Genomic DNA, 19036 nt, shown 5'->3' on the forward strand with positions numbered 1-19036 from the left:
GCGACCGTGGGACCAGCAGATGAATGCCCGCCGGTCTGTCACCGAACCGCCACCGCGCTGCAACACGTGTTTCATCGGCTGTCGCGACCATGCCTGCATCCACCGCCTCCGCGAGGCCAGCGATGCACCATGCGATCGTCACCGAAACCTGGCCGCCCGAGGTCAACGGCGTCGCTTTGACGGTGCAGGCCCTGGAACAGGGTCTGAAGGCCCGCGGCCACGAGGTCTCGCGCGTACGGCCCAAGCAGTGGCCGGCGCAGGCCGCGGAAACGGGTGAAACGCTGGTGCGCGGCGCCGGCCTTCCGCGCTATCCGGGGTTGAAGTACGGCCTGCCGGCCACCGCGCAACTGCAGCGGCTGTGGCGAGAGTCGCGCCCCGACGCGATCTACGTCGCCACCGAGGGTCCGCTGGGGTGGTCCGCGCTGCGCGCCGCACGACGGCTGGGCATCCCGGCGGCCAGCGGTTTCCACACCCGCTTCGACCGCTACATGCGCGACTACGGCGCGGCCTTCCTGCAGCCGGTCGCGCTGGGCTGGATGCGCCATTTCCACAACCTCGCCGACGCAACCCTGGTGCCGACGCGCGAGCTGCGCGACTTCCTGGGCAACCGTGGCTTCGACAACGTGGTGCTGCTGCCGCGCGCGGTCGATACGCGACAGTTCCAGCCGGCGTTCCGCGACGCCGCCCTGCGGCAATCGTGGGGCGTGAGCGACGACGCGCCGGTGGCGATCCACGTCGGTCGCATTGCGGTGGAAAAGAACCTCGCGCTCGCGGTGCGCGCCTTTCGCGAACTGCAGCGGCTGCGCCCGGACGCGCGCTTCGTCTGGGTCGGCGACGGCCCGGCGCGCGCGCAGCTGCAGCGCGAGCACCCGGACTTCATCTTTTGCGGCGTGCAGCGCGGCGAGGCGCTCGCGCGGCATTTCGCCAGCGGCGACCTGTTCCTGTTCCCGAGCCTGTCGGAGACGTTCGGCAACGTCACCCTCGAAGCGATGGCCAGCGGCGTGCCGACCATCGCCTACGACTACGGCGCCACCCACGAACACCTGCGCGACGGGTCGCACGGCGCGGCGGTTTCACCCGGAGACGAAAACGGATTCATCGCCGCGGCGCGCCACATCGGTGGCGACGCCGACCTGCGCTTCGTGATGGGCGCCGCGGCGCGCGAAGCGGTGTCGCGGCTGCGTCCCGAGGACGTGGCGGCCGCGTTCGACGAGCTTCTCGCCGGCCTGGCGCAGGGCAAGCCGCATGCCCGCCTCGCCGCCGCGTAACCGCATGCTGGCCAGCGACGCCGGCTGGTGCCTGCGTGCGAACCGGATCGGCGCCCGGAGCGGCGTGCGGCAGGCTTTCGCCGTCGTCAGCCGGCTCGGCGACGGCGCGTTCTGGTATGCGCTGATGGCGATGCTGGTGGCGTTCGACGGCTACGCCGGCCTGCTGGCATCGCTGCACATGGCCGTGACGGGGATCGTCGCGCTGCTGATGTACAAGCGGCTCAAGCGCTGGACGCGCCGGCCCCGGCCGTTCGCCGCCGACGGGCGCATCCGCGCCTGGGTCGCGCCGCTGGACGAGTTCAGCTTCCCCTCCGGACACACGTTGCACGCGGTCGCCTTCAGCCTTGTGGCCGTGGCGCACTATCCGCTGCTTGCATGGCTGCTGCTGCCGTTTGCCGCCGGCGTCGCCGCGTCGCGCGTGGTGCTCGGCCTGCACTATCCCAGCGACGTGCTGGCGGCGACCGCGATCGGCTGCGCGCTGGCGGGCGCGTCGCTGTGGCTGGTGCCGGGCGTGAGCCTGTTCTCCTGAGCGCTGCAGGAGAGCGGCGGAAGCCGCGAGCGGCACGCGGCATCGTTGGCCGCAAACGAACCGCGTAGGAGCGGCTTCAGCCGCGAGCTCTTGATGGGTGGCCGGGGAAGTCCGACCCAGAAGCTCGCGGCTGAAGCCGCTCCTACGAGTGCATCGCTTACATCACGGCTGGCAGGAACACCGACGGGCGACGGTGCTCCGACACGCGTTGCGCATCGCCGCGGTGCGGCGAGGCGTCCTGCCCCGCCGCATCCGCATGACGTCGAGCAAGATGGCGTCACTGCGTTGCCGACAGCCGGTACCAGTCGACCTTGCGCGTCAGCACCATGATCGCCGCCAGGATCACGAACAGCAGGCCGGCGCCGAGCACCAGCGCGTTGTCCTCCGACACCAGCAGTCCGTAGAGCGCCGCGTACAGCGTGGCCAGCATCGTCGCGAAACCCAGGCCGCGCAGCACGCTGCGCAGCACTGCGCTCAGGTAGAAGCCGAGCAGACCGATGCACGCGGCGCTCGCCACCAGGTACGCCCAGCCGAAGGCGATGTGCTCGGACAGGCTGACCAGCAGCAGGAAGAAGATCGCCAGCGCCAGGCCGACCAGGCCGTACTGGATCGGGTGGATCCGCAGCTGCTTGATCAGTTCGAACATGAAGAAGCCGACGAAAGTCAGCGCCACGAACAGCAGTCCGTACTTGGTGGCGCGGTCGGCCTTGGTGTACACGTCGACCGGATCGATCAGCGCCAGGCCGATGCCATCGATTCCGGCCAGCGCGCCCGGCTCGGGGAATCCCTTGCCGCGCTGCATCCCGCGCAGGTACAGCGCCTGGGTGTTCGCCGCCAGCGCGGGCAGCTCCCATTGCGCGCGGAACCCGTCATCGCCGACCTCCAGCGTCCCCGGCGACAGGGTGCCGACCGAGCTCGGGTGCGGCCAGGACGAATCGAGCACGACGCGGTTGGTGTCGCCCAGCGGCACCACGTCCAGCGCTTGGGTGCCGGCGAGGTTGAAGTCGAAGCGGCTCTGCAGCTTCAGTTGCTGGCCCGCACGCGGCGCGGGCAACAGCGCGTGCACGCCACCGCCGCCCTGCTCGTCCAGCCCCTGCAGCACCTGGAGCTCGCGGCCATCCACCCGCAGCCGCGGCTTGCCGCGCAAGCCGCGCACGTCGCCGATGGCGTAGCCCAGGCGTGGCTGGCCGATGCTGCGCACGCGCGCGGCGTCGGGGTCGTTTGGAATGCGCACGTCGAAGCCCGCCTGCGCCTGGCCGTGCCAGGCGTAAGCCCGCACTTCGTATAGCCCGCTGCGCCGGGTCTCCGGCTTGAGCGTGCCGCCGATGTCCAGCCACTTGGGGAAGAACACCCACTGGCGTTCCTCCACGCGCTGCACGGTCTGTTCGACGCCATACTTGTCGCGTTCAACCACGGCAACCTGTTCGCGGTACGGCACCACCAGCACCGGCCCGGCGAACGACTGCCGCCCCGCGATGCTGCGCGCCACGTTCGCCACCGCCTGCGCACGATAGCCCTCGCGCTCCTGGATGACACCACGGATCATCGTCAGCGGCACCAGGATGGCCAGGGTCAGGCCCAGCACCATCAGGATCTTCATGCCCAGTCGCATCGTGCTTCCCCTCGTCGTTGTGAGGCCGGCACGATGGGCGCCGCGCGCGGCGGGACGATGGCGCGATGATGAAGTGGCGGTGAAGCGTCCCCGCGAATGCCCCGCCCTCTCGTAGGAGCGGCTTCAGCCGCCAGCTTTTGATTCGCCCTCGGGATGCGGGGGTCGGCTGGACCGGACGTCGCCGCTCCGGTGAGCCGGGACACACCCCCTCCCAACCCTCTCCTGCCTCGCAAGGAAGGGATCTGAAGCTCGCGGCTGAAGCCGCTCCTACGAGGCAGTGGCGCTCGGCAGGTCCAGCGTGGCGACGGCGCCGCCACCGTCGCGGTTGGCCAGCGCCGCGTGGCCGTCGTGCAGCTCGGCGACCTGGGCAACGAAGCACAGCCCGAGGCCGCTGCTGCGGCTGCCACCCTGCGGGCGCGGCAGCGAATAGAACCGTTCGAACACGCGGCCGATGGCGTAATCGGGCACGCCTGGACCGCGATCGGCTACGCACACCTGTACCGCCTTGTCCCCTTGCCGCAGGGCAATTTCGATCGCGCTGCCCCGTGGGGCAAAGTCGATCGCGTTGTCGAGCAGGTTGGCGATCGCCTGCCGCAGCAGGAACGGGTCGCCTTCGACCACCGCGGCGCGATCGACTTCGTCGCGGACCAGCGACACGCCCGCTGCCGCGGCTTCGGTCTCGACCTGCGCCACGGCTTCTTCGACCAGCACCGCCAGCGCGACCGGTTCGGGCTGCTCGAGGCGCTGGCGATGCTCGACCGCCGCCAGCGCCAGCAGCTTGTCGATCATCTGCGCCATCCGCTCGCCCTGCGCGCGGATGGTGGCGACGAAGCGCAGGCGGTCGGCTTCGGGCAGCGGCGACTCGAGCAGCTCCGCGCTGCCGCGGATCGCCGACAGCGGGCTCTTGAGCTCGTGCGTGAGCGCGTGCACGTACTGCTCGACGTACTGCTTGCCCTCGAGCCGGTCGCGCATGGTTTCCAGCGCGCGGCCGAGGTCGCCGAACTCCCCGGCGGCTTTCGGCGCCTGGACGCGTTCGCCCGCGGTCACCGCCTGCGCATAGCGCTGCAGCCGCCCGACCTGCCGCGACAGCCACCAGGCCGCCAGCACGCCGACCAGCAGGGCCGTGCCCAGCAGCACCAGGCCCCAGCGCAGCACCGCCTGCTGGCTGCGATCGATGAACGGCGCGATCGCCTGGTTCGGCTTGGCCACGGTCAGCACGCCGACGATGCGGCCGTCGGCATCGCGGATCGGCGCGGCCACGTGCATCACGGTGGAGTCCTCGTCGTCGGGATCGCTGCGGGTGGATCGCGCGCCGTACTCCCCGCGCAGGGTCAGGTAGACGTCGTTCCAGCGCGAGTAGTCACGGCCGACGTCGCGCCCGGTCGAGTCGAACACCACGACGCCGCGCGCGTCGGTCACGTACACGCGATAGTCGGCCGACTGCTTGCGGAATCCCCAGATACGCGCGTCGATGTCGCGGCCGGCCAGCCCGCGCACGCGGCTGGCGAACTGCCCGTCGTCGATGCGACCGGCGAGGACATCGTCGGTCGCCAGTTCCGCCAGCACGTTGGCGGTGTCGGCCAGGGTGTCCTCCATCGCCTGGCGCACGCCGGGCTTGACCTGCTGCACGAACACGTTGCCCAGCAGCCACGCGGCCAGCGCCACGATGACGAAGTACCCCAGCAGGATGCGCAGGCCGATCTTCATCCGCGCGCACGCCGGCTGGCCATGCGGTCAGCGCTCCGCCGTGTCGAGCGAGTAGCCCAGGCCACGATGGGTGTGGATCGGATCGGCGTCCGGGGCCAGCGCGCGCAGCTTCGCCCGCAGCGTCTTGACGTGGGTGTCGACGGTGCGGTCGCCGCTGTCCAGCGCATCGCCCCAGACCCGATCCATCAGCTGCGCGCGCGACAGCACCGCGCCAGGGCGCGCCAGCAGCGCGGCGAGCAGGCCGTACTCGTAGCGGGTCAGGTCGAGCGCGTGGCCGCGGTAGCGGATGCGCAGCCCTTCGGCATCGTGCTCGAACACGCCCGTCGCCCGCGGCGAAGACGGCTCCGCATGTCCCTGCGTGCGTCGCAGCAGCGCCCGCACGCGGGCCACCAGTTCGCGCGGCGAGAACGGCTTGACCACGTAGTCGTCGGCGCCCAGCTCCAGGCCCAGCACGCGGTCGGCCTCGGCATCACGCGCGGTGAGGAAGATCACCGGCAGGTCGCGTTCGCGCCGCAGTTCGCGACACAGCGCAAAGCCGCCGATGTCCGGCAGGCCGACATCGAGGATCGCCAGGTCGTGGTGCTGTCCGCGCGCCGCGCGCAGCGCGTCCTGCCCGGTGAGGCAGTGCTGCGCATCGAAGCCCTCGGCGCGCAGCGCATAGAGCACGGTGTCAGCGATGGCGGCTTCGTCTTCGACGAGGAGGATGGTGGGCATCGGAGCGAGAGACCCTGGACTGGGACTGGGGCTGGAGATTCGGAATCGCGATTCGGCGCCTGGAGACCGTTACCGGCAGCGCCGGCTGGCGGGCAGTCGTCGGATCAGGAGGGATTCCCGCTTTTGGATTCCTCTGATGTTCCGGGCGCGCCGGGGTTCTGCGGCGCCTCGGTCGGCCGCGGCGTTTCGGATGCGGCAGGCGCCTGGGGCGCCGGCGGCGCTCCGGATGCCGCCGGAGAAGTGGCTGTCGGAGCGGTGGTTTCAGCGACGTTTGCCGGCACCACCGGCTCGGGCCTGGCAGCGACCACCTGCGGGCCGAAGCCGAAGCTCTCGTCGCTGCGGGTCGACACCACCATGCGCACCATGTTCACCGGCACCATCAGCTCCAGCGCCAGCTCGCGGTTTTCCGTGTCGCGCCCGCGAAGCGTCATCTCCACCAGCGAGCCGCCGGTATCGATCTCGTTGCACAGCACGTGGGCCCCGGCCGGGCCGTCCTGCAGGTAGGGCTTGACCGCTTCGCCCAGCACTTCCAGTGCCTGCGGGAAGAAAAAGACGGCGTAGCCATTGGAGTCGTTCATTGCGCGTGGATTCCCTGTCGTGTCGTGGCGATCGGCGCCGCCACGGGGCATTGTCACTGCATTCTAGCGGCCGCGCTCGCACCGGCTGCGACGCTTCGCGCCGGTGCCGCGCCATGCGATGCTGGCGCCATGAGGTTCCGTTCCCTCCGCCGCCTGTGCGTGCCGCTGCTCGCGTCGACACTGCTGCTGGCCTGCACCGCGCAGCCGCCGCCGTTCGCCCAGCTGTCGGGGATGCTGCTCGACGTGCGGCTCGACGAAGTCAGCGGCCTGGCCGCCTCGCGCGTGCACGAGGACGTGCTGTGGATGCTCGACGATGGCGGCAACGATGGCCGCCTGTTCGCGGTCGGCAGCCGCGGCGGACTGCGGGCGACGTTCCGGGTCGCCGGCGTCGCCAAGACCGACTGGGAAGACATCGCCGCGTTCGAACTCGACGGCCGCCGCTACCTGCTGGTGGCGGACACCGGCGACAACGGCGGCCTGCGCCGCAGCCTGCAGCTGCACGTGATCGAGGAACCCGCATCGCTGGACGAGGCCGCGCAACGCGCGCCGCTGCGGCCTGCGTGGTCGATCGTCTTCCGCTGGCCAGACGGCGCGCGCGACTGCGAAGCGGTGGCGGTCGACGCGCAGCGCGGCGAAATCCTGCTGGTCTCCAAGAAGCGCACGCCGCCGGAACTGTTCGCGCTGCCGCTGCGGCCGCGCGACAACGACGTCCAGGTCGCGCGCAGGCTGGGGGTGCTGGCCGGCGTGCCGGTGCCGGACGCCGAAGCGCTGCGCGCCAACCCGCGCATGGCGCGCATCCGCCACCAGGTCACCGCCGCCGACATCGCCCCGGACGGGCGGCGCCTGGCGGTGATGACCTACAACGAAGTCCTGCTGTACCGGCGCCGGGGAGAAGAATCCTGGGACCGCGCGGTGGCACGCAAGCCGGTCGTTCACGACCTGCCCTGGCTGCCGCAGGCCGAGGCGCTGGGCTGGGATGCGGCCGGACGCGGGCTCTTCGCCACCGGCGAATTCGCGCCGGCGCCGCTGCTCTATCTCAACCCGGGTCCGGGCACGTCCGCAGCGGTCGGCGACTGATCCCGAAGTCACATGCCCAAGCGGCGCTGCACTGCCAGACGGTTGCGGGGGCATCGAAACGAAATCCTGGCAGGACCACGCCCCGTGCCCGGAAAGACCTGCGCGGAGGGTTAAAGCTCCGCCAGCCGTCCGCGGCGGACCGCTTGCACTTCTGATATCAATTTGATATCAATTGATCGTCCATTGGGGACGACGAGAAACCACGATGAAAGAGAACCCGATCCGCTCCCTGCCCGGCATTCCGTTCCTGCTCGGTGTCCTGCTGTTGGCGATCCTCGGCGCCTGCATGGTCATCACCGGCATCGGTCCAGATCCCGACAACGGCGTGGTTTCCGGCTGGCGGGCGCTGGGCGGCGTGCTGCTGGGCCTGATCGCCTTGCTGAGCCTGATCGGCCTGTACAAGGTCGAACCCAACCAGGCGGCGGTGCTGAGCCTGTTCGGCAAGTACGTCGGCACGGTCAAGGACAACGGCCTGCGTTGGAGCAACCCGTTCTACGGCAAGCGCAAGGTGTCGATGCGCGTGCGCAACTTCGAGAGCGGCAAGCTCAAGGTCAACGAACTCGACGGCAGCCCGATCGAGATCGCCGCGGTGATCGTGTGGCAGGTGGTGGATTCGGCCGAAGCGGTCTACAACGTCGACGACTACGAAAGCTTCGTGCACATCCAGTCCGAATCGGCGCTGCGCACGATGGCCACCAGCTATCCCTACGACCAGCACGACGATGGGCAGGTCGCGCTGCGCAGCCACGCCACCGAGATCAGCCAGCACCTGCGCGACGAGCTATCCGAGCGCCTGGCCGACGCCGGCGTGCAGGTGCTCGACGCGCGCATCAGCCACCTGGCATATGCGCCCGAGATCGCCCAGGCGATGCTGCAGCGGCAGCAGGCCAACGCGATCATCTCCGCGCGCACGCGGATCGTCGCCGGCGCGGTGGGCATGGTCGAGATGGCGCTCGCCGAGCTGCAGAAGAACGGCGTGGTCGAACTCGACGAGGAACGCAAGGCGAACATGGTGAGCAACTTGCTGGTCGTGCTGTGCAGCGATCGCGCCACCCAGCCGGTGCTCAACGCCGGTTCGCTGTACTGAGGCCGGCTTGGACACCGTCAACCTCGCCGCTGTCGTGTTCGCGCTCTCCAGCCTGCCGGCGTTCGGCATCGCATGGATGCTGCGCCGCGTCCGGACGCGGGGAGACGGTGCATCCGCGGTTTCCCCGGCCAAGGCCATGCTCGATCGCAGGCTGGCCCGGCTGATGGACGCCGTGGGCTCCGTGGGCCTGGTCGCTGCCGCCGGCCTGTGGTGGGCCGGCGACGACCGCGGTCGCGCGACGCTGGTGGTGGTGGCGATGGTGGTGCTGGTCAACGCGATGGTCGTGGCGGTGCTGCTGTCGTTCTTCGCGGCCCGGCGCAAGGCGCGCGGCCGGCCGTGAGCGAAAAGAAGGCCTATCCGCTGCGCATCAGCGCCGACGTGCTCGCCGCCGCGCAGCGCTGGGCCGACGACGAGCTGCGCAGCCTCAACGCCCAGATCGAATACGTGCTGCGCGAGTCATTGCGCAAGGCCGGCCGCCTGCCGAAGGGCAAGGGCGGTCCCGCGAACGGAAAACAGGAGACGGAGCAATGAGTACGCGTTGGCAATACAAGGTCGTGGACCTGCCCTACCGGCTGTTCGGCGACAAGCTCGCGGATCGGGCGCAGGCCGAACTGGAAAAGCTGGGTGCGCTGGGCTGGGAACTGGTGTCGGTCGTGCAGTCCAGCCCGGCCGATACCCTGCGGATGTTCCTCAAGAAGGAGAGCTGAGATGCGCTACCTGCAATCGATGTTGCTGGCATTGTTGCTGTGCCTGCCGGGGCTTCCGGCGTTCGCCGCCATGGACGACGCCGACGCCGTGGCGATCGCCACCCGCCTGCTGGACCACGTGGAGGCCGGCGAGTACGAGGCCGCCACGGCCGAATTCTCGCCGCAGATGAAGGCGGCCCTGGGAGCGGACAAGCTCGCCGCCGTGCAGCAGCAACTCGCCGCGGCCGGCAGGCAGACCAGCCGCGATGCACCGAAGGTGTCGACGCAGTCGGGCATGACGGTGGTCGTGGTCCGCATCCATCGCGAGCAGGCCAGCGTCGACGCCACCATCGCCATTGACGGTGACGGCAAGGTGGCCGGCCTGCACTACGCGCCCGCTGCCCAGCCGCCCACCGAAGCACCGGCCGCGGCCATCGACACCACTTACAGCGAACGCGATTTCGCGGTGGGCGACGGCGAGCGCGCCCTGCCCGGCACGCTGGCAATGCCGAAAGCCGCGGGCGCCGACGCCGCCGTGCCGGCGGTCGTGCTCGTGCACGGTTCGGGCCCGCAGGACCGCGACGAGACCGTTGGCCCCAACCGTCCCTTCCTCGACATCGCCCGCGGCCTGGCGGCACAGGGCATCGCGGTGCTGCGCTACGACAAGCGCAGCAAGGCGCGTCCGCAGGACTACGCCGGCGGCCAGGTCACCGTCGACAGCGAGACCACCGAAGACGCCGTCGTCGCGGTCGCCGCATTGCGCAATGTTCCGGGCGTCGACCCGGCGCGCGTGTTCGTGCTCGGCCACAGCCTGGGCGCGATGATGGCGCCACGGATCGCCGCACAATCGGGTCACGTCGCCGGGCTGGTGCTGCTCGCGGCGCCGGCCCGGCCGCTGCTCGACATCCTGGTCGAACAGAACATCCGCCTGGCCGTGCTCGACGATGCGAAGACCAGCGACGAGGAAGCCGCGGCCATCGCCAGGCTCAAGGGCCAGGTGGCCGCGATCCGCGCCGGCGACGAGATCGCGCCGGGCGATACCCCGCTTGGCCAGCCTGTCGCATACTGGCGCAGCACCGAGACCGTGGACCCGGTCGCGGAAGCCAAGGCCATTGCGGTGCCGATGCTGGTCCTGCAGGGTGCGCAGGACATCCAGGTCGTCGACGCCGACTGGCAGCGCTGGAAAGGCGGCTTCCACGACACCCCGGACGTCGCGTTCAAGCTGTACCCCACGCTCAACCACTTCGGCATCGCGGTCGAAAGCGAGCAGGGGTTGGCGCAATACCAGCAGCCCGGCCACGTCGACCCGGGGCTGATCGCCGACGTCGCACGCTGGATCCAGGCGCGCAGCACCGACTGAGCCGCCGCGCCCGATGTGAAGCAACGCTCCGCGCGACAGCTCAGCTGGCCGAACAGCCGCGGACCCCTCGCGTCGAACCCCACGCCCGCCCTCCTCTGCTTCCCCGACCGGAGGTCCTCGATGGAAACGACCTCTGCCTGGCAACTCCAGCCCGCTTCCTCCCGGACGCGACTGTGGCTGTTCCTGTTGGTGGTGGTCCTGCCGGTCGCGATCACGGTGGCTGCGCTGGCTTTTGTCGCCAACGATTCCGGCACCGGGCAGCTGATCGCCAACAGTGCGTGGCTGACCAACGTCGCGATCGTGATGGGCCTCCTCGTCCTGTGCCTGGCGATCCATTGGGTCATCGCCCGCGCCCTGCGCCGGCATCATGTCGGGCTCGATGGCGCAGGGTTTGAGATCGCGACGACGTTCTACACGCGCAAGCTCGAATGGAGCGCGCTGCAGCTGCAGCAGGCGCGCGTCATCGACCTCGACGAGCACCCCGAGTGCAAGCCGATGCTCAAGACCAACGGCACCGGCTTGCCGGGCTTCCGCAGCGGCTGGTTCCTTCTGCGCAACCGCCGCAAGGCCCTGCTGGCGATGGCCGGCGGCCCACGCGTGTTGTACCTGCCCACTACCCAGGGCTACGACCTGATGCTGCAGCCGCGCCAGCCCCAGGCCCTGCTGCTGCGCCTGCAGGAACTGGCACCGCCGCACGCACGCCGCTAACCTGCCCGCATGCGCGGACAGGCCCAGGTGCTGGTCAATACGCCGGAGATCGAACTCTGGCCCGGCGGCCTGCTGCGCGCACGCAGCAATTGCGATGCGCGGTACCTGGCCCGCGCGCGCCACGTGCTGCGGCGCAAGCGCGATGGCCGGTATCTCGCGGCCGCCCTGCCTGAAGGCCTGCAGCCGCTGGTTCCGCGCCTGATGCGCGAGCCCGGCATCCGCGCCGCACTCGACGTGCTCACCCCACGGCCCGCGCGCGCCCGCCCGGGAATCGAGCGCGTCCCGGTGCTGCCCCTGCGCCGGCTCGAGGCGCGCCTCGAACGCCTTGGGATCGATTCGGGTGCCTATGCCGAGCGCACAGCGCTGGGCCTGGTCGCGGAGCCCGCATGGCTGGCATTCGCCGGGTTCGACCGTTTCCGCCGGCCGCTCTGGCTGCACGTCGACGCCGCGCGCGCCTGGCAGCGCCTGCGCGACGCCGCGTTGCGCGACGGCATCGTGCTCGAAGCGATTTCCGGCTATCGCAGCCACGACTACCAGCTGGGCATCTTCGAACGCAAGCTCGCGCTTGGGCAGGAGGTGCAACAGATCCTCACCGTCAACGCGGCGCCGGGTTATTCCGAGCACCACTCCGGCCACGCCTTGGACATCGGCACGCCGGGCGAGCCTCCGGCCGAGCCGTCGTTCGAACGCACGGCCGCCTTCGACTGGCTTGGCCGCCATGCCGGCGCGCATGGGCTCGCCATGAGCTATCCGCGCGACAACCCCCATGGCATCGTCTACGAGCCATGGCACTGGCGCTTCGATCGCCAGCAACACGTGGATCTCCGGGACTAGCGATCCAGCGGGCTGAGCACCGCACCGGCGCCGCGCCCCAGCACGTGGGTGTAGATCTGCGTCGTGGCCACGTCCTTGTGGCCGAGCAGCTCCTGCACCGTGCGGATGTCATGACCTGCCTCCAGCAGGTGGGTGGCGAATGAATGCCGCAGGGTGTGGCAGGTGGCCGGCTTGTCGATCATGGCCAACTTGCGCGCGCCGCGCACCGCCCGCTGCAACACGCTGTCGTCGACGTGATGGCGGCGCATCTTCCCCGAACGCGGATCGACCGAGCGTTGCGGCGACGGGAAGACATACTGCCAGCCCGTTTCCCGCGCCGCATTCGAATACTTGCGCGCCAGCGCATGCGGCAACCAGGCTTCACCGAGCCCTTCGGCCAGATCCGATGCGTGCACCAGGCAGGCGTGCTCGATCGCCGCCTGCAGGGGTTCACGCAGCCGCAGCGGCAGCGGCACGCGGCGGTCCTTGCCGCCCTTGCCGTCGCGCACCACGATCTCGCCCCGACCAAAGTCGACGTCCTTCACCCGCAGGCGGATGCATTCCATCAACCGCATCCCGGTGCCGTAGAGCAACGCCGCCATCAGCCAGGCAGGGCCTTCCATCGCCGAGAGCAGACGTGTGACCTCCTCGCGCGACAGCACTACCGGAATCCGCCGCGGCCGCTTGGCACGGACCACCGACTCCATCCACGGCAACTCCAATTTGAGGACTTCGCGATAAAGGAACAGCAACGCCGACAGCGCCTGGTTCTGGGTGCCCGCCGCCACGTTGCCCTTCGTGGCCAGGAGGGTCAGGAACGCCTCCACCTCGCGCTCGCCCATCTCGCGCGGATGGCGCTTGCCGTTGGCCAGGATGAAACGCCGGATCCAGCCCACATACGCCTGCTCCGTCCGCACGCTGTAATGCTTCACCCGCAACCGCTGTCGCACCTGGTCCAGCAGCATCGGCGGTCCGATTTTCCCCGTTACACCGTCTTGATCCGCCCCGTAACTCATACGCCCGCTCCATGGACTGATAGCGTTGCAACTCTGGCTCCCGAAATGCGAGGCGTCCATCATCCAAAGCACTGATCTCCGGTAGGATTTTCCCGATTGGCAACCGTGGACTCCAGAGGCATACTCCGCGCAACGCCTCGTCCAAGAGGCCGAATAGTTGTTAGGCTGCTGCGTCCAACAGCTTCACCACCGGTGAGAAAGGCCCGGGTGGCATCGGGGCTTTCTGACACGACGTCGCGGCATCGACCGACTTCCCGGCACTCGAAATTTCTGCTAGAAAAGCGGTGCGACGCAGGCGCCGCAAAGCGTGCTTTGCGGTCCGGCGTTCACCGCTTTTCGGGAAGGTTGTGGGCGCGGATGATGGGCAGCTGATCCAACGCTGGACGTCTGCAGCTCTTCCGCATGGGATACGCGCAGGCTCGCACGCATGGTCAGCTGCACCCTAACAAGTCGTTCAAGCCGACACCCCAATCGCTGCGCGATTGGCGTTCCCTCCGCGCTGCGCGCTCCGGTGCGGCTTAACTCCAGGTGTTAGGCCGCTCGGGCAAGTGCTATGCCGTGATCGGTCGTGCAGCTGGCACGTCCTGGCGCAAGCCTGTCGCTCCAGTCGCCAGCGCAGTCAACTCACTCGCGACGGCTCTTCGCGCAAGCCGCTGGCTCAACGGATGGGGTGGCAATTGCTTCCTCCCGATCGCATCCGGCGCAGGCGCGTCTTCCGGCCAGTTCTGTCGTAAAGTTCGCCTCGATGGGGCGTCGTCTCTTCGGCCGGCGGCCTAACAAATCGTTCAACCCGAACCCGCTTCGTTGCTTCGTTCAATCATGTTGCAGCTGTTCCAATGCAGGATCACGGTTGTCGTGGCGGCGGGTCGGGTTAACTCAGGTGTTAGGCCGCTCGGGACACATCAAAGGCTGTGCGGTTTTGGTGCGCCTGACAGTGCACGGCGCAAGCCTGTCACTCCAGACACGATCGCAGTCGGTCTGTCCTCGATAGCCCATGGCGCAAGCCGCTGGCTCACGGACGGGCTTGCCATTGCTGCCTCCAGATCGCGTCCGGCGCAAGCGCGTCCTTCGGCCAAATCTGTCGTAAAGTTCGCCGCGGTGGGGCGTCGTTTCTTCGGCCGGCGGCCTAACAGTTCAATCAAGCCGAACCCGCTTCGCGGGTCGGCTTATTTCAAGGTGTTAGGCGGCAATGGAGAGATCGGTTGAACATTGAAGAAGTCACCGCCGCGGGTGTAGAGATCTTGCATCTTTTGCAGGATTATCACCGCCCGCCTGCTCACCGAGAGATGCTGATCGATCCGATCCTATACGCTTTCATGAAAGGCAGATTCGGGGCCGTCACACGTCAACATCACGTCTCGGTATACGGCTCGCAAAAGCCGAAGCGCATTGATTTTAGAGTTGGCGGGACGAATCCTTCTGTGATGGAGTTAGCCGTCAGATCTCCACTAGGCTCCGGGAGCCTATTGGGCGGCCCGAACACATCAGAGTTGCGTAAGTTGTGCAAGGTCAGTACCACCCAGGCAAAGCTTCGCGTACTGCTGCTAATCGACCTATACACCAACCACTACACCAAGGGCGACCTTCAGGCTAGCTACGACGTAGTCCACGCTGGCCCCGGGAAGTTCAAGAGGTGTCCAGTTCGCGTTGTGTACGTACACATGAACAACCGCTTCAACTTTTGTTGGAGCCCGTACAAGTGAGTCGGTTGCCGCCTAACAATTCATTCAAGCCGAACCCGCTTCGCGGCTCGGCTTAATTCAAGCGTTAGGTGCCATGGAACGAGAACTGCCTTTACCAGACGATGCAGCCGATGACTCGGATGCTGTTGAGGTGGCTCGGGTCTGGGTTACGAGACAAGACCTCCTCGTGTCACTCAACATGGGGCTCTACCCACCGGGTGAGAGTGCGGGAGAGGCCGCGGCCTGGGGAGAAATCCTTGCGGACACAGCCAAGCATGTCGCAAAGGCTATTGCTCTCCGCTACGACCTATCACCACGCGCTGTTGAGCGGGAGATCATGGCCCGCTGCAATGACACATTGGGCCACTACCGCAAAGGTTTCTTCGGAGGACTCAAAGGTGGCACCTAACATTGCGTTCAAGCCGAAATTGCATCGCTACGCCGTCAACATGGCAGAAAGAGCTTGCCATGTTGCCGGCTACGCGCTGCAATTCGGCTTAACTTGAGCGTTAGGCCCCTCATGAAGACTCTCGTCATTCCACCTGCCGCACAGCGAGATGACAAAGCCATCCAGATGATTAGCGGATGGATTGCTGAGCAAGGACTTCACTGCACCCTCAATGTGGGCATGTGGGATTCTCAAGGGCGCAATGAGCCGGCTGCGTGGGGCATCATGCTCGCGGACGTAATCCGTCATGTCGCCAATGCCCTTCAAGAGTCCAATGGTTCAGATGCAACTGAAACGGCGTTGCAGATCGTCGAGTCCTTGCGGGTTGAGTTCAATGATCCTACGTCCGGTGTACAAGGCGGGTTCCATCCAGGTCACTCGTGAGTGGCCTAACAATTCGTTCAAGCCGAAACTACTTCGTTACACCAAAGGCATGGCAGGAGAAGCTTGCCATGCCTTTGGCTCCACTACGCAGTTCGGCTTAACTCAGGCGTTAGGCCGCTCGGGACACATCAAAGGCTGTGCGGTTTTGGTGCGCCTGACAGTGCACGGCGCAAGCCTGTCACTCCAGACACGATCGCAGTCGGTCTGTCCTCGATAGCCCATGGCGCAAGCCGCTGGCTCACGGACGGGCTTGCCATTGCTCCCTCCAGATCGCGTCCGGCGCAAGCGCGTCCTTCGGCCAATCTGTCGTAAAGTTCGCCGCGGTGGGGCGTCGTCTCTTCGGCCGGCGGCCTAACAGTTCAATCAAGCCGAACCCGCTTCGCGGGTCGGCTTATTTCAAGGTGTTAGGGCCCATGTCGAGCAATCGCGCACTCATAGTTCTGATTGCCGTATTTCTCATGTGCGGTTGCAGTTCTTGGCGCGATTGGCACATGCAAAGAAGCGTGGAGCGCTCTCGCGCCGCGGCTCTTGCCAAGATCGATCAGGAGAAATGCAAGGCTGAGGGTGGTTCCGTCCGGGGCGTCGGTATGTTTAGCACTCCCGCATGCGTCAAGCCTTTCCCAGATGCGGGCAGGGTCTGCTCGGATAACTCGGAGTGCCAAGGACTGTGCAAGGCACCAGAGAGCAGTGTGGTTGGCTCCCGCTCGACTGGCACCTGCCAAAGAGACACCCATGACATTTATGGCTGCTACGACAAAATAGAGGTGGGCACAGTAGTCGCGGGCATGTGCCTTGACTAGTCTGGGCCCTAACAATTCATTCAAGCCGAACCCGCTTCGCGGGTCGGCTTAATTCAGGCGTTAGGCCGCTCGGGCAAGTGCCAATGCCGTGCTCGTTCGTGCAGCTGGCACTTCTTGGCGCAAGCCTGTCCCTCCAGGCGCTAGCGCAGCCATTCACTCCCGACGGCTTCTCGCGCAAGCCGCTGGCTCGCGGATGGGGTCGCAATTGCTCCCTCCCGATCGCAGCCGGCGCAAGCGCGCCCTCCGGCAAGATCTGTCGTAAAGTTCGCCTCGGTGGGGCGTCGCCTCTTCGGCCGGCGGCCTAACAATTCGTTCAAGCCGAAGCCACTTCGTGGCTCGGCTTAACTCAAGGCGTTAGGCCGCTCGGGACACATCAAAGGCTGTGCGGTTTTCGTGCGCCTGACAGCTCACGGCGCAAGCCTGTCACTCCAGGCACGATCGCAGTCCGCCGAGCCTCGACAGTCCATGGCGCAAGCCGCTGGCTCACAGACACACTTGCCATTGCTCCCTCCAGATCGCGTCCGGCGCAAGCGCGTCCTTCGGCCAAATCTGTCGTAAAGTTCGCCTCGGTGGGGCATCGTCTCTTCGGCCGGCGGCCTAACAGTTCAATCAAGCCGAACCCGCTTCGCGGGTCGGCTTATTTCAAGGTGTTAGGCATCAGGGGACACCATGTCGGCAAGTGAGATATCTGAGAAGAAGGTCGGGCTTTGCCGCCAATGGTCGCTGTGTGCGCTCATGGTCTTGGCGGCATTCCTGCTCTGCGCCGCCACCGGAACGAGCTTTTCCTCTCTATTCCTTTCCCGCCTTTCCTTTGCCCAGGAAGCGATCGTTGCACTTGGCCTAAGTGCTCTCGCGTGCCTCAATGCTTGGCTGGGCTACAAGCTAGCGTCGAAGCGCCCCGTCGCCAAACACACGATCGAGAGCTATAGCCGCTTGGACCTTCGCGGCTGGAATCCTCTCCTCCTCGCTCCTGCCGCCGGAATCGGAGAAGAGATTCTGTTTCGCGGCGCTTTGCAGACATTACTCGGGGTGTGGCTATCCTCGGCCCTCTTTGTTCTGGCTCACACCAAGGCGTATCGCTTTAACGGCTTGAGCCGTCGCGTTCTGCTCCAAGCGGCGGGCTTGTTCGCCGTCAGTCTCGTGCTCGCGGCAATTGCCCACTTCGCCGGTCTCGTCCCTGCCATCATCGTGCACACAGTGATCGATATCACCGGGCTTTACACGGTGCGGCATGTGATTGCACAAGGCCTGATGCCTAACAATTCGTCCAAGCCGACGCCGCTTCGCGGCGCGGCTTAACTCAGGTGTTAGGCCGCAGAACAAGAGGGCCGCAATCTTTGAAGATCACGGACTTCCTGATATTGGATGCAGAGGGTGATGAGATTGCCGCTGATCCGCATGGCAACAACGTGGCTTTCTGCTGTCCATCCTGTGGTCATCCTGTCCTTGCAGTGGTCCTCGCAAATCAGCGAGGCAGCGATGAGGACCACCCTGCCGTATGCAGGGGCTGCAAGACCGCATACTTTCTTGATGTCAGGCAGGGCACAGAGAAGCTTTACATTCAAGTGGCACACTCTGCGGCCTAACAATTCATTCAAGCCGACGCCGCTTCGCGGCGCGGCTTAATTCAGGCGTTAGGGCGCACATATGACAGGACATCGACATATCGCCTTCTGGAAGCTGGTTGCGGCTGAACTATCTGCAGCCGTGATTTGTGCGGGTGTCATGTTCTATTTCCGGACTAGATCTCTGCTTGCTGACGCGGCAAGTGGTGATCTGTACGCAAACAATTGGGGCTTTCAGCTTGTGGTCTTTGCGGCTGTCTGGCTGCCCGCTACGCTCTTGATCGTAGGAGTGGTCTTGGCAATTCAGCGCAACTGGCTTTTACATGGGCGCAACTCCGGGACTAACGGTAGTGCGCCCTAACAATTCGTCCAAGCCGACGCCGCTTCGCGGCGCGGCTTAACTCAGGTGTTAGGCCGCTATGGATAGACCCTAGTGAACCAAATACTCGCCAATGAAATTATCCGGCTCGGTGGCGACCCGACAGATGAGATTTGGCTTTGGTTGGTAACACGCGGGCCACATGGCCCGTCCTTCACGTGGGCCCAGACACGCAGCGCGCCTGCCGGTTACGTCGGCGTCTCTCACCTTCAAGACATCGTCGGTGAGTTGGCCTCATCAATTCCGTCATTTCAAGAGCGTGCTGTTCTTGCGGTCAACGTCGCCATGCAATCGGAACTGCCTGAGCTGACCAGGCGCGCTATCCAAGTCGCAGCGGTGATCGGTGGCAACCGTGAGTTACAGCGCGTCAGAGATCTTGCGTCCAGCCAAGACACAGCAGTAGCCTCTGACGCAAGGGCTTGTGCCTTCTATCTCAAGGGTCGGTGCTAGCGGCCTAACAATTCGTTCAAGCCGAACTTGCTTCGCTACACCAAACACATGGCAGAAAAATCTTGCCATGTGTTTGGCTCCGCTACGCAAGTCGGCTTAACTCAGGCGTTAGGGCGCTAAACGGATTTATGGCAACCCTTAAGATCACTGCAGTACCTCCCGGTGAAGCACCG

18 protein-coding genes are annotated in these 19036 nt (G+C 66.5%); 13 read left to right on the top strand and 5 right to left on the bottom strand.

The genetic code is table 11. The features are described 5' to 3' along the window. Nucleotides 1–122 precede the first annotated feature (122 nt). Both ACFOM9_RS07825 and ACFOM9_RS07830 read left to right on the top strand, forming a co-directional pair. Nucleotides 123–1268: a glycosyltransferase family 4 protein gene (locus tag ACFOM9_RS07825; protein ID WP_386708648.1), complete on the top strand. Its 1146-nt coding sequence runs from the start codon at nt 123–125 to the stop codon at nt 1266–1268. Further along, nucleotides 1246–1797: a phosphatase PAP2 family protein gene (locus ACFOM9_RS07830; protein WP_386708587.1), complete on the top strand. Its 552-nt coding sequence runs from the start codon at nt 1246–1248 to the stop codon at nt 1795–1797. Before ACFOM9_RS07825 ends, ACFOM9_RS07830 begins: the two co-directional genes overlap by 23 nt. A gap of 277 nt (nt 1798–2074) precedes the next feature. On the opposite strand, the gene creD is transcribed toward ACFOM9_RS07830, so the two are convergent. The 4 genes from creD to ACFOM9_RS07850 all read right to left on the bottom strand — a co-directional run bounded on the left by creD (nt 2075) and on the right by ACFOM9_RS07850 (nt 6408). After that, nucleotides 2075–3409 (bottom strand): cell envelope integrity protein CreD, encoded by a 1335-nt coding sequence (gene creD, locus ACFOM9_RS07835; RefSeq protein WP_386708590.1) that lies wholly within the window; start codon nt 3407–3409, stop codon nt 2075–2077. A 267-nt stretch (nt 3410–3676) separates the two neighbouring features. After that, a complete protein-coding gene (gene creC, locus ACFOM9_RS07840) occupies nt 3677–5116 on the bottom strand; it encodes a two-component system sensor histidine kinase CreC (RefSeq protein WP_386708593.1) in 1440 nt (479 codons plus the stop codon). A 27-nt stretch (nt 5117–5143) separates the two neighbouring features. Next, a complete protein-coding gene (gene creB / locus ACFOM9_RS07845) occupies nt 5144–5830 on the bottom strand; it encodes a two-component system response regulator CreB (protein WP_386708596.1) in 687 nt (228 codons plus the stop codon). A 104-nt stretch (nt 5831–5934) separates the two neighbouring features. Beyond that, the gene (locus ACFOM9_RS07850) at nt 5935–6408 is read right to left on the bottom strand and encodes a hypothetical protein (RefSeq protein ID WP_386708599.1); all 474 of its coding nucleotides are present in this window, start codon (nt 6406–6408) and stop codon (nt 5935–5937) included. A 129-nt stretch (nt 6409–6537) separates the two neighbouring features. On the opposite strand from ACFOM9_RS07850, the gene ACFOM9_RS07855 reads away from it, so the two are divergent. The 8 genes from ACFOM9_RS07855 (at nt 6538) to ACFOM9_RS07890 (ending at nt 12160) form a co-directional block, all read left to right on the top strand. Continuing rightward, complete coding sequence (locus ACFOM9_RS07855; protein ID WP_386708602.1) at nt 6538–7485, top strand: hypothetical protein; 948 nt, start codon at nt 6538–6540, stop codon at nt 7483–7485. A 205-nt stretch (nt 7486–7690) separates the two neighbouring features. Continuing rightward, on the top strand, nt 7691–8572 hold the full coding sequence (locus tag ACFOM9_RS07860) for an SPFH domain-containing protein (RefSeq protein ID WP_386708604.1): 882 nt from the start codon (nt 7691–7693) through the stop codon (nt 8570–8572). 7 nt (nt 8573–8579) lie between these two features. Next, nucleotides 8580–8912, top strand: coding sequence for a hypothetical protein (locus ACFOM9_RS07865; RefSeq protein ID WP_386708607.1), 333 nt, complete (start codon nt 8580–8582; stop codon nt 8910–8912). After that, the gene (locus ACFOM9_RS07870; protein WP_386708610.1) at nt 8909–9103 is read left to right on the top strand and encodes an Arc family DNA binding domain-containing protein; all 195 of its coding nucleotides are present in this window, start codon (nt 8909–8911) and stop codon (nt 9101–9103) included. The genes ACFOM9_RS07865 and ACFOM9_RS07870 overlap by 4 nt, the downstream gene beginning before the upstream one ends. Continuing rightward, complete coding sequence (locus ACFOM9_RS07875) at nt 9100–9279, top strand: DUF4177 domain-containing protein (protein ID WP_386708613.1); 180 nt, start codon at nt 9100–9102, stop codon at nt 9277–9279. Before ACFOM9_RS07870 ends, ACFOM9_RS07875 begins: the two co-directional genes overlap by 4 nt. A 1-nt stretch (nt 9280) precedes the next feature. After that, nucleotides 9281–10618 (top strand): alpha/beta hydrolase, encoded by a 1338-nt coding sequence (locus ACFOM9_RS07880; RefSeq protein ID WP_386708616.1) that lies wholly within the window; start codon nt 9281–9283, stop codon nt 10616–10618. Nucleotides 10619–10738: 120 nt separating this feature from the next. Further along, nucleotides 10739–11326 (top strand): hypothetical protein, encoded by a 588-nt coding sequence (locus ACFOM9_RS07885; protein ID WP_386708619.1) that lies wholly within the window; start codon nt 10739–10741, stop codon nt 11324–11326. A gap of 9 nt (nt 11327–11335) precedes the next feature. After that, nucleotides 11336–12160 (top strand): M15 family metallopeptidase, encoded by an 825-nt coding sequence (locus ACFOM9_RS07890; protein WP_386708622.1) that lies wholly within the window; start codon nt 11336–11338, stop codon nt 12158–12160. Here the strand turns inward: ACFOM9_RS07890 and ACFOM9_RS07895 are convergent. Continuing rightward, a complete protein-coding gene (locus ACFOM9_RS07895) occupies nt 12157–13155 on the bottom strand; it encodes an integron integrase (protein ID WP_386708651.1) in 999 nt (332 codons plus the stop codon). The two genes, ACFOM9_RS07890 and ACFOM9_RS07895, sit on opposite strands and share 4 nt — an antisense overlap. Nucleotides 13156–14931: 1776 nt before the next feature. Here ACFOM9_RS07895 and ACFOM9_RS07900 point away from each other — a divergent pair. From ACFOM9_RS07900 to ACFOM9_RS07910, 3 genes are all read left to right on the top strand, one after another. Further along, nucleotides 14932–15246, top strand: a complete 315-nt coding sequence (locus ACFOM9_RS07900) for a DUF5076 domain-containing protein (RefSeq protein ID WP_386708624.1) — start codon at nt 14932–14934, stop codon at nt 15244–15246. A gap of 111 nt (nt 15247–15357) precedes the next feature. After that, nucleotides 15358–15669 carry a DUF5076 domain-containing protein gene (locus tag ACFOM9_RS07905; RefSeq protein WP_386708627.1) on the top strand — a complete coding sequence of 104 codons (312 nt, stop codon included), beginning with the start codon at nt 15358–15360 and terminating at the stop codon, nt 15667–15669. A gap of 1469 nt (nt 15670–17138) precedes the next feature. Continuing rightward, the gene (locus ACFOM9_RS07910; RefSeq protein WP_386708630.1) at nt 17139–17768 is read left to right on the top strand and encodes a CPBP family intramembrane glutamic endopeptidase; all 630 of its coding nucleotides are present in this window, start codon (nt 17139–17141) and stop codon (nt 17766–17768) included. Nucleotides 17769–19036 lie beyond the last annotated feature (1268 nt).

The organism is Luteimonas notoginsengisoli, from assembly GCF_042648885.1.
GTDB lineage: Bacteria > Pseudomonadota > Gammaproteobacteria > Xanthomonadales > Xanthomonadaceae > Luteimonas > Luteimonas notoginsengisoli.